Below are 10029 nucleotides of genomic sequence, written 5' to 3'. Positions count from 1 at the left end.
TTCACCAACCTGAAGGGCCACCGCTCCGTGGGCGGCATGCGGGCGTCTATTTACAACGCCATGCCGACCGAGGGCGTGGAGAAGCTGTGCGACTTCATCAAGGCGTTTGACAAGAACAACTGAGGGGAGAGGGCCATATGTATCGAATTAAGACGCTGAATAAAATTTCCCCCGCCGGGCTGTCCGTGCTGGATCAGACCCGCTTTACCATCAGCGGAGACGTGGAGAACGAGGACGGCATTCTGGTTCGCTCCGCTGACATGCACGACTATCAGTTCCCCGACGCCCTGCGGGCCGTGGCCCGGGCGGGCGCGGGCACCAACAACATCCCCATCGACCGCTGCTCCGAGGCGGGCATCGTGGTGTTCAACACCCCCGGCGCCAACGCCAACGCGGTGAAGGAGCTGGCGGTGTGCGCCCTGCTCCTGGCCTCCCGGAAAATCACCGAGGGTGCCGACTGGGTGCGCACCCAGGCCGGCGGGGGTGCCGATGTAGAGAAGGTGGTGGAGAAGGGCAAGAGCCAGTTCGTGGGCCCCGAGATCTCCGGCAAGATGCTGGGCGTCATTGGCCTGGGCGCCATCGGCGTGCAGGTGGCTAACATCGCCACCAAGCTGGGCATGACCGTGTTCGGCTACGACCCCTTCCTGTCGGTGGACGGGGCGCTGGCTCTGTCCCGGCTGGTTCACCGGGCCATGGATCTGGAGACCATCTATAAAAACTGCGACTACATCACCCTCCACGTGCCCCAGACCGCTGAGACCCGCGGCATGCTTAACGAGGACGCCTTCCACATGATGAAGGGCGGCGTGCGCATCCTCAACCTGGCCCGGGGCGGCTTGGTGAACGACGACGACATGTTGGCGGCTCTGGACAGCGGCAAGGTGGCCTGCTACGTCACCGACTTCCCCAACAACAAGATCCTCCAGGGCAAGAACGTGGTGGCCATCCCCCACCTGGGCGCCTCCACCCCCGAGAGCGAGGAGAACTGCGCCGTCATGGCGGCCCAGCAGCTCAGGGACTACCTGGAGAACGGCAACATCACCAACTCGGTGAACCTGCCCACCCTGGTGCAGCCGTGGAGCGGCGAGTGCCGCCTGTGCATCATCCACCGCAACGTGCCCGGCGCCATCGCCAGCATCACCGGCGTGCTGTCCAAGGACGGGGTCAACGTGGAGAACATGACCAACAAGTCCAAGAAGGACTACGCCTACACCGTGGTGGACGTGGGCAGCCGGGTCAGCGACGCCGTGGCAAGCGAGATCCGCGCCCTGGACGGCGTGCTGCGGGTGCGCCTGCTCAACCATTAAAACAGGACAGACCAAACGCGGAGGAACCCCGGTTCCTCCGCGTTTTTTGCAAGGCATTGTAGGGGGGCTTGCCCCCGCCCAGGTTGTCGGTAAACCTTCTTGCCGAAGGACTCGGAGGGAAGGATAGTGTGAAAGGGAACCGTCAGGGTTCCCTTTCGCGTTGGATCAAACAACTTTTTGAAACTTCAAACAAGTTTCAAAAAGTTCAGTAGCCTGTCGAAAAGACTTTTTCGACAGGCTGGGGCGGGGGCTTGCCCCCGCCGCCGTCCGCCGGGAAAAGACTTGTCCCGGCGCGTCAGGTTTTTGCGTTTCCGGCCGTACTGTAGGGTGAAAGGGGGCGAAGGGATGGAGGACATTCTGGATCAAAACCGGGAGGCGGAGCGGATCTTCCGGCAGTACGGCAAGCTGCTCACGGCGGTGGCGGCGGCCCAGCTCCCCGGCCGGCCCGAGGACGCGGAGGAGTGCGTCCAGGACGCGGTGTGGGCCTTTGTGGAGGGCCGGGAGAAGTGGGATCCGGAGCGGGGCAGCGAAAAGACCTGGCTGTGCCTGCTCCTGCGCAGCCGGGCCAGAGACCGCCGCCGGGCCCTGGCGTCCCGGGCGGAGGAGCCCCTGGAGGATCACGTCCACCTGACGGCGGGAGACGAGGCGGAGGGGGCGGCGGTGCGGGACGGCCTGCGCCGGGCCCTGGGGGAGCTGAGCCGGGAGGAGCGGCGGCTGTTCACCCTGCGGTTTGTGTACGGCCTGCCCTCGGCGGAGCTCGGCGGGGTGCTGGGCCTGTCCCCCAACGGGGTGGACGCCCGGGTGAGCCGCCTGCGGAGGAAACTGAAAAGGCTGCTGGCCCGGCAGGGCCTGGGCCTGTGGGAACAGGAGGGAGACGCATGACGCATTACAACTGGGACGAGGCGCTGGGGGCGGAGGGCCTGCTGGCGCTGACGGAGGAGGCGGTGACGCCTCCGCGGCGGGGCCGGGTGTCCCTGAGACGGCTGGCCGCCCTGGCGGCCTGCGTGGGCCTGGTGCTGGGGCTGGTGAATTACCAGGCCCTGGCCGTCGGAGTGCAGGCGGTTTACCGCTATTTTGTGGGCATCGGCGCCACCACGGAGAATGGGGACACCCTCTGGGTGCTGGAGGAGCCTGTCACCTGGACGGAGGGGGACTGGACGTACCGGGTGGACGGCACGCTGCGGGACGGAGAGCTGGAGCTGGAAATCCAGGTGTTCTCTCCTGTCCGGCTTGGAGAGCTCCCCAGGGATTCGCGGTTCCCAGGAAGGCTGACCATGCACTATCGGCTCACGCTGTCCGCCGGAGATGAGGTGCTGGTGGAGGAAAACCATGGGATCGGCCTCTACAGCACCCGCGACGGGGAGGAGGGCAGCTACCATGCCTACCTCCGGGAGCAGGGCTTTCAGACGACCGGGTATACTGCGGTCTCCTGCGCGCTGGCGGAGCCCCCCGCCGAGGGCTGTGTCCTGCGCATGGAGGGGACCATGCGCACGGCGGGGGACTGGGAGATCCCCATCAACCTGGTGCCGGCAGAGGCCACGGCCGCAGTGGAAAAGACCTGGACCCTGCCCCAGGGTGATATGACCATCCTGGTGGCGGAGGACGGCTCATCCCTGTCCGCGTACTTCGACAGCCCGGAGTGGTGGGCCTGGCCCTTTGACATCACCTTCATTGGGGAGTCGGGGGAGAGCTATCCCTGCGGCAATACGTCCGGTTCCTTTGAACTGGACGGCACCGAGCGGTTCGAGGCGATTAAGCCGGATAACATGGCCGAACCGGTGTCGGCGGTGGTCATCAACGGAGTGTCCGTCTCGCGGATCACCATGGAGGATCCGGACTACCACTGGTACGAGGATCTCAACTGGGTCATCGAGCTGCCCCAGTAAACGCAGAGCGCCCTCAGAGGAAGACGGGTTCCGGGGAATTGGTCTATGTGCCGCAGGTGCGGAGCTCCTCTGGCAGCAGGCTGCGCAGCCCCACCCGATAGGCTGGGTGATAGGCCGCCCGGTAGGCCGCCGAGTGGGACACCGGCGGGCAGCCCGCCGCCCGGTAGCCCCTCAGATACTCTGCCAGCGCCGCCGGAGAAAAGGGAAGCAGCCTGGCCTCCGCCGCCCGGATCAGCTCCCACAGGGAGGCCTCCAGCGCCTTCCTGGTGCCGGGACAGACCTCCGCCGAGCGAACGAACCAGCTGTTGAGGGCTTCCAGGCCCACTCCCCAGGCGTCCAGCCGGGACAGGTGTACCCGCACCACGCCGTTTCCCAGCGCCTCATACAGGGGACCGACGGTCTGGGGCACGGCGGCGTACTCCTCCGCCAGCCGTTCCAGGCTCCGGGCCGGGTCGGTGATCAGGTGGCCGCCGCCCAGCACGCTCTGATAGACCAGCTTGACGGCGTCACACGGTTCCATGCGGGGATACCGCGCGCCGTGGACCGACAGGAGCGTCCACAGCGGCTCCATTGAGCACCACCCCTCCTCTCTGCAGCGCCATCACCAGGATGGGGATGAGCACGATATGGCAGATGATGCCGGGAATGGCAGAGGTCACCGCCCCGGCCCAGAAGGCGGACAGAGGAAAGGTGGTGCTCTGCAGCCCGGCGAGCACAAACTGGACGCAGCCCCACACCACACGGCCCAGCACCATGGCGCCGATCAGGGACACATAGATGTAAGCCGGACGCTTGGGCAGAAGGCGGTAGAGCAGCCCGGAGAAGGCGCCATAGGCGGCCAGCTCAAAGGCCATGGCGATGGCGGTGAGGATGGGGGGCATGCCGAACAGCAGGTGGCGCAGCAGCGGGGCGATGAAGCCCACCGCCAGCCCCCAGGGCCAGCCGCAGACAAAGCCGCACAGCAGCACGGGGATATGCATGGGGCTCAGGGCGGAGCCGATCTGGGGGATCTGCCCGGTGAGGAAGGGCAGCAGCAGGGCCAGGGCCAGGAACAGGGCGGAGTAGACCAGCCGGCGGAGCCGGTTGGCGTAGGCGCGGGAGACGGTTTTCATAGTGTCATACCTCCTCAGAACACAAAAAAGGTACCGTTTTCCTTGGGAAAACGATACCTTCCTGGTATTCCTTCATGCAGTCTTCATAGATGTCACAGTGCCGGGAAATGCTGCGCGGGCTCTGGCCCGCCCACCGGCTTCCTGCCGGAATTCTGGTTTATTATACTATTCCCCCGGCGGGCTGTCAAGCCAATTCCTTCAGCACCCGGCCCAGCTCGTCCACGGCGCTGTCCAGCAGGCGGCCCACCGGCATGTCCGCCACCCCGGCCACCAGGTTGTCGCACTGGTTCAGGGGGATGAGAATCCGCCTGGCCCTGGCCTGAGCCACCGCCACCGCCATGGCCGGGGAGATCTCCCCCATCAGTGCGTCGGCGATCACGATGCCCAGCGGCCCCAGGATCACGTCCGCCCGGCGGCAGGCCACCAGCAGAGCGTTCTCTCCCGTGGCCCCCTGGGCCGCGCCCCCCTTGAGCATGGCGGAGGTGGCCAAGCTGTTGGTGCCGATGGCGGTGAGCTCCACCTCCGGGTAGCGGGACAGGATGGCCTTGATGAGCTGCTGCCCGATGCGCCCGCCCTGGCCGTCAATGACTAGTACTTCCATGATTGCGTGTCCTCTCTCCGTTGCAGATTTTTCTATATTATACCGGCATGAGGGGTATCTCGCAAGAAAAAATTTTCGCCACTACAGGGGCACAGCAGGGGCCTGCCACATTTCCCCTTCCCCCAAAAAAGCTGTGCGGGCCCGCGCCAAGTCTCAGCAGTCTCCGTATCCGGTGAGCAGCCGGCGGTCCACCGGCTCCAGCGCCCGGTTCATCCGCCGGGCCACCTGGCCCACCAGCAGGGCGGCGGCCACGGTGCCCTCCCGCACCCCGGCCAGATGCCCCAGGAAGAGCAGGGACAGGGTGCAGGCGATGACCACCAGGGTCACATCGAAGGTCACCTTCATGGTGCCGAACTTCACCGGCGTCACCTGGCACACTGCCAGTACCACACCCTCGCCGGCCATGGTGGCCACACCCGCGGTGACCTCGCAGCTGACGCCTATACCCACCAGGGCGATGCCCACCAGGCAGAGCAGCCACTGCTGCCAGTAGGCGGCAGGCTGGAGGAAGCTCACCAGCCATACGGCGAAATCGGTGAGATAGCCGAATACAATGGCTACCGGCAGCTGGAGCAGCTGCACCGGGTCATACCGCCGCCGGAGGAGCAGGATCTGAATCAGGATAAACACGGCGTTCATGGCAATGGTGGCGGTGCCCACGGTCAGGGGGGTAAACTGGCTGAGGGCATAGGGCACGCTGGAGATGGGGGAGGTGCCCAGATTGGCCTGGATGGAGCAGGCCACCCCCAGGGCCATGACAAACAGGCTGACCACCAAAAACAGCCAGCGGCGGAGCAGCTCCGCCGCGCTTTTTTTCGTCCGCACGGCTCACACCTCCCGTCCGGCGGAGCGGCAGAACCGCTCCAGAGCGGCCCGCAGGGCCTCCACCTCGTCCGGGGACATGGCCCGGGTGGCCTCCTCCTCGGCGGCGGCGAACACCCCGTCCAGGGCCGCCGCGGCCTCCCTCCCCCGCTCCGTCAGGGAGACGTAGAGGGAGCGGCGGTTGCCCGGCCGCTGGCGGCGGGTAATCAGCCCGGCGGACTCCATCCGGATTAAAATGCTCCCCACCGTGGCCGGCTCGATCTCGCAGTAGGCCGCGATGGTCTTCTGATCCCGCTCGCCGAAGCGGTTCAGGTAGTCCAGCACCTTGGGCTGGCCGGAGGTCAGGCCCAGCTTCCCCACCCCGGCCACGATCTTCCGGTTCAGGGTGGTGTGGGCCTTCATCAGTAAGTAGTGCAGGGATTCCATGGGATGTCCTCCATCAATAAGTTTCCTTATTATAAGCGTTCTTATTATAGAGGGATTTTCCTGCCCTGTCAAGCCAAGCAAAAAATCCGGCCGCCCTCAGGGCGGCCGGACTTTTTGCTTGGGCAACTTACTGGAAGGGGGCCATCTCCAGGCGGATGAAGAACCCCTGGGGATGCCTGCACACGGGGCAGAGGGCGGGGGCCATGGTGGCATCCATCACCTGGCCGCAGTTGAGGCACATCCACTTCACCTCCGCGTCGGAGACAAAGAGCCTGTCCTGCTCCATCAGCTGGGCGAACTGGCCGAAGCGGTCGCCGTGGATCTTTTCGATGCCGGCGATCATGGTGAAGATGTGGGCGATCTCAGGGAAACCCTCCTGCCGGGCGGTCTTTGCAAAGCCCGCGTAGTCGTGGCTGTACTCCTGATACTCGTTGTGCTGGGCCGAGCGCAGGTGGTCCAGAATGTCAGGGAACAGCTCCACGGGGTAGGTGCCGTCCACCTGGAGCGACTGGCCGGACACCTGCTCCAGCAGGTTGTAGAACACCTTGGCGTGGGCCTTCTCCTGGTCGGCGGTGAAGGTGAACACGCTCTCCAGCACGTAGAGGTTCTTCTTCCGGGCCAGCCCGGCGGCGAAGGTGTAGCGGTTGCGGGCCTGGCTCTCGCCGGCGAAGGCCCGCATCAGGTTGAGCCTGGTCTGGCTCTGGTCAAAGGCAACGGACATGGGGATCCCTCCTGTTGATATGGATAGCCAAAGCATACCCATCCGGGACTCTTTTCATACCGGAAGCCGGGCAATGCGGAATCTGTCATCCCCAGCAGGAAGGCCGCTCCCGTTTCCTGGCATCAGTCCGCAACGGGCCTCAACGCCCCGTTACCGTGATATTTCTGTAAGCATCGCCTTGATGGTATTGTAGTCCTTCAGGGAAATCCGGTGGATGAATCGCTCTTGGAAATCCAGAGACTCCCGTGAAAAATAGGAAGTTGTAAAAAGGGAGGCAAAGATCGCCCTTTCCGCTTCCACAACGCCGTAGAGCTCCCGCACCACGGAAATGCCGACCGCGCGGTCCGGCCTCCACCGTTTGCATTGCACCAGGCCCAGGAAGGAACCCAGCCCGGCCTTCCGGACGGCGACCACGTCCACGCCCCCATCGTGGGTCAGCGGGGTGCGGGTAACCTGATAGCCCATCCGTGCGAGGAGGGCGGCCACAAAGCCCTCAAACTCCGCCGGCCTCATGCGGTACATCTCCTCCGGCCGCTCCCGCACCAGGCGGAGCAGCTCCTCATTGGCACAGGACAGGTCTACCCGGATGTGTCTGAAGGCGCCGCTGTTTGCGGACAACGGCCGACCGTCCGCACCCAGCAGGGTGGGCAGCGTCTCCAACCGCCGCGCGGGGCCGCCGGTCTCCCGCAGCAGCTCCAGGGCGGTGAGCAGCTTGCGCAGATTTCCATCTGCCCCCTGAAATACCTGGGGTCCGGGCCAGATCCCATCCCGGCCCATCCAATTCCGCCACTGGCTGATCAATTTATCCAGATCTTCGACCGAAAGCGGCCCAAGCCTGACATGCCGGCACCGCCGGGCCAGCTCCTCCGGCACGGGATTTCCGATCATCAGCACCGCCATGGGACCGCCGCTGTCTATATATCTCAAAAGCTCATAAAACCGGTTGAGGAATTTCTCCAGCTCCGGCGTCTGATGCGCCAGCCCGGTGAGTTCATCCGCCACCACCAGGTGCTGCTGCCCGGGAACCCCCTGTCTCCCCCATGCCTCTATGGCGTCCTGGAAATCGTGGTATGTGCCGCACAGGGTCACGCCCCCCGGATAGCGGTCCGCGTACCGCTCCGTATATCTCAGGGCCAGGGCGGTTTTGCCGGAGCCATAATCTCCCTCCAATGCGACCAGGCCTCTGTCCCGCAGGCCAGCAGCGATTTCCTCCAGCTCCCGCTCGTATAGGGGAAGAAAGCAGCGGCTCTTTTCCAAATTCTGAGTCGTCAGGAGTTCAGCAGGAAAAATCGACATGCTTACCGCCCCTCTGTCCGTACCCGCACCTCCACGTAGGCGGAGGTGGTGGCGTCCAGCACCGCCATATAGCCGCAGCGAAAGTCCATCCAGTCCCCCACGTGAACCTGTCCGGCGCAGTCCTCCACGTCCACGATCAGGTGGTCGGAGCTGGCGCCGATCATCTCCGCCCCCGGCAGGGTGGGGGTGAGGGCGGCCCAGGCCACGTCCTGCTTGCCGGCGGCGCAGATGGCCCGCAGGCGCACCCCCCGGTCGGGGTATTCGGGGATGTCCCCCTTGCCGTCCCGCCCCCGCTCGCCGATGGGCACCGAGGGCTTGCGGCGCAGCTCCACCACCTGGGCCTTGAAGTGGAAGGCGTCCTGGTGATAGCCCTCCAGGAAGCGGTTGCCGGTGGTGTCCTCCCCGTAGAGAATGGCCTCCCCCACCCGCAGGTGGTTGATCTCGCGGGGCAGCAGGCCGTCCTCCAGCAGCTTGAGGGTGCAGGTGGCCCCGCCGGACAAGGTGGTGATGTGGAAGCCGTATTTGCTGTTGAGGTAGTCCCGCAGCTCCACCAGGATCTGGGTGTTGGCCACCGAGGGCAGCACGCTGCCGTAGCAGCCCACGTTGGTGCCCAGGCCGATAAGCTCCACGCCGGGGCAGGCCTGGATCTGGGGGGCGATCTCGTCCAGCTGCTCCCTGCCGAACACCCCCTCCCGCAGATCCCCCACGTCGATCATCAGGATGATGGGGTGGACCTTGCCCGCCCGGAGGGCGGCGTCGGACACGGCGCGGATCACCTCGATCTGGCTCTGGAGGCTGCAGTCCGCCCAGCGGACCACGTCCTCCGCCTCGTCCATGGCGGGTATGCGGATGAGCAGGTAGTGCAGGCCGGGTATGGCGGTCTTGGCGGCGGCGATGTTTTTCAGCCGGCTGTCGGCGAAGCGGGTGATCCCGCCGGCCAGGGCGGCCCGGATCACCTCCGGCCGGGCGGAGAAGCCCTTGGTGGCAAAGGTCAGCTCCACCCCCCGGTCGGCGCAGAAGTCGTGGAGCTTTCGGGCGTTTTCCGTGATTTTTCGGGTGTCAATCTCTAAAATGGGCGCATACATGGGTGTCTCAGCCCCTTTCTCAGCTTATCTCCAGTTTACCCCCTATTTTCCCTCTTGACAAGAGGGTATCTATATGTCATACTGTATATGCTGGATATATACAGTAGAACAAGAAGGTGCACCATGGACATTATCATCAGCAATTCCGGCGGCGTGCCGATCTATGACCAGATCACCCGGCAGATGAAGGGCCTCATCCTCCGGGGGGAGCTGAAGGAGGGCGAGGCCCTGCCCTCCATGCGGCTGCTGGCCAAGGAGCTGCGCATCTCCGTCATCACCACCAAGCGGGCCTATGAGGAGCTGGAGCGGGAGGGCTTCATCAACACCGTGCCGGGCAAGGGGTGCTTTGTGGCGCCCCAGAACCCGGAGCTGGTCCATGAGGACGCCCTCCGCCGGGCGGAGGAGCATCTCTCCCAGGCGGTGGACATCGCCAAGACCGCCGGCCTCACCCTCTCCGAGCTCACCGAGACCCTCAACCTATTGTATGGAGACGAAACGGTATGAAAAACGCATTGGAAGTGTCCCATCTCACCAAGGATTACGGCTCCTTCAAGCTGGACGACGTGTCCTTCACCGTGCCCGGCGGCACCATCATGGGCCTGATCGGGGAGAACGGCGCGGGCAAGTCCACCACCATCAAGTGCATTCTCAACCTGGTCCGCCGGGACGGCGGGGAGATCCAGGTGCTGGGGCTGGATAATCTGAGGGATGAGCAGGCCGTCAAGGCCCAGGTGGGGGTGGTGCTGGACGAGACCACCTTCCACGACGGCCTC

Annotated in this window: 13 protein-coding genes and 1 pseudogene; 6 read left to right on the top strand and 8 right to left on the bottom strand. The window is 64.9% G+C overall.

Annotated elements, in window-relative coordinates:
* From QZ378_RS10510 to QZ378_RS10495, 4 genes and pseudogenes are all read left to right on the top strand, one after another.
* A pseudogene (locus QZ378_RS10510) lies at positions 1–123 on the top strand (3-phosphoserine/phosphohydroxythreonine aminotransferase); the annotation flags it as partial.
* Between the two features lie 14 nt (positions 124–137).
* Positions 138–1307: a phosphoglycerate dehydrogenase gene (locus QZ378_RS10505; RefSeq protein ID WP_191402724.1), complete on the top strand. Its 1170-nt coding sequence runs from the start codon at positions 138–140 to the stop codon at positions 1305–1307.
* Between the two features lie 345 nt (positions 1308–1652).
* Positions 1653–2189 carry a sigma-70 family RNA polymerase sigma factor gene (locus QZ378_RS10500; RefSeq protein ID WP_087237749.1) on the top strand — a complete coding sequence of 179 codons (537 nt, stop codon included), beginning with the start codon at positions 1653–1655 and terminating at the stop codon, positions 2187–2189.
* Positions 2186–3193, top strand: coding sequence for a hypothetical protein (locus QZ378_RS10495; RefSeq protein WP_291258229.1), 1008 nt, complete (start codon positions 2186–2188; stop codon positions 3191–3193). Before QZ378_RS10500 ends, QZ378_RS10495 begins: the two co-directional genes overlap by 4 nt.
* Before the next feature lie 43 nt (positions 3194–3236).
* Here QZ378_RS10495 and QZ378_RS10490 read toward each other — a convergent pair whose 3' ends face one another.
* From QZ378_RS10490 to QZ378_RS10455, 8 genes are all read right to left on the bottom strand, one after another.
* Positions 3237–3713 (bottom strand): hypothetical protein, encoded by a 477-nt coding sequence (locus tag QZ378_RS10490; RefSeq protein ID WP_191385456.1) that lies wholly within the window; start codon positions 3711–3713, stop codon positions 3237–3239.
* Positions 3700–4305: an ECF transporter S component gene (locus QZ378_RS10485; protein ID WP_291258228.1), complete on the bottom strand. Its 606-nt coding sequence runs from the start codon at positions 4303–4305 to the stop codon at positions 3700–3702. Before QZ378_RS10485 ends, QZ378_RS10490 begins: the two co-directional genes overlap by 14 nt.
* Before the next feature lie 184 nt (positions 4306–4489).
* Positions 4490–4906 (bottom strand): DUF3842 family protein, encoded by a 417-nt coding sequence (locus QZ378_RS10480; RefSeq protein WP_087237725.1) that lies wholly within the window; start codon positions 4904–4906, stop codon positions 4490–4492.
* Between the two features lie 153 nt (positions 4907–5059).
* On the bottom strand, positions 5060–5731 hold the full coding sequence (locus tag QZ378_RS10475) for a DUF6198 family protein (RefSeq protein ID WP_291258227.1): 672 nt from the start codon (positions 5729–5731) through the stop codon (positions 5060–5062).
* A gap of 3 nt (positions 5732–5734) precedes the next feature.
* A complete protein-coding gene (locus tag QZ378_RS10470) occupies positions 5735–6154 on the bottom strand; it encodes a MarR family transcriptional regulator (protein WP_207728528.1) in 420 nt (139 codons plus the stop codon).
* Positions 6155–6281: 127 nt separating this feature from the next.
* A complete protein-coding gene (rbr, locus tag QZ378_RS10465) occupies positions 6282–6875 on the bottom strand; it encodes a rubrerythrin (RefSeq protein ID WP_291258226.1) in 594 nt (197 codons plus the stop codon).
* A gap of 150 nt (positions 6876–7025) precedes the next feature.
* Positions 7026–8045, bottom strand: a complete 1020-nt coding sequence (locus tag QZ378_RS10460) for a restriction endonuclease (RefSeq protein WP_291258225.1) — start codon at positions 8043–8045, stop codon at positions 7026–7028.
* A gap of 128 nt (positions 8046–8173) precedes the next feature.
* Positions 8174–9256: an alanine/ornithine racemase family PLP-dependent enzyme gene (locus tag QZ378_RS10455; protein ID WP_291258224.1), complete on the bottom strand. Its 1083-nt coding sequence runs from the start codon at positions 9254–9256 to the stop codon at positions 8174–8176.
* A gap of 123 nt (positions 9257–9379) precedes the next feature.
* On the opposite strand from QZ378_RS10455, the gene QZ378_RS10450 reads away from it, so the two are divergent.
* Both QZ378_RS10450 and QZ378_RS10445 read left to right on the top strand, forming a co-directional pair.
* Positions 9380–9760: a GntR family transcriptional regulator gene (locus tag QZ378_RS10450; protein WP_191379350.1), complete on the top strand. Its 381-nt coding sequence runs from the start codon at positions 9380–9382 to the stop codon at positions 9758–9760.
* On the top strand, positions 9757–10029 hold a 273-nt coding region (locus tag QZ378_RS10445; RefSeq protein WP_291258223.1), incomplete at its 3' end, for an ATP-binding cassette domain-containing protein. The genes QZ378_RS10450 and QZ378_RS10445, both read left to right, overlap by 4 nt.

This window comes from Flavonifractor sp., assembly GCF_019422385.1.
Classification (GTDB): Bacteria; Bacillota; Clostridia; order Oscillospirales; family Oscillospiraceae; genus Flavonifractor; species Flavonifractor avistercoris.
Note: the sequence above shows the minus strand (reverse complement) of the source record. Positions and strands in the feature narration are given on the sequence as shown.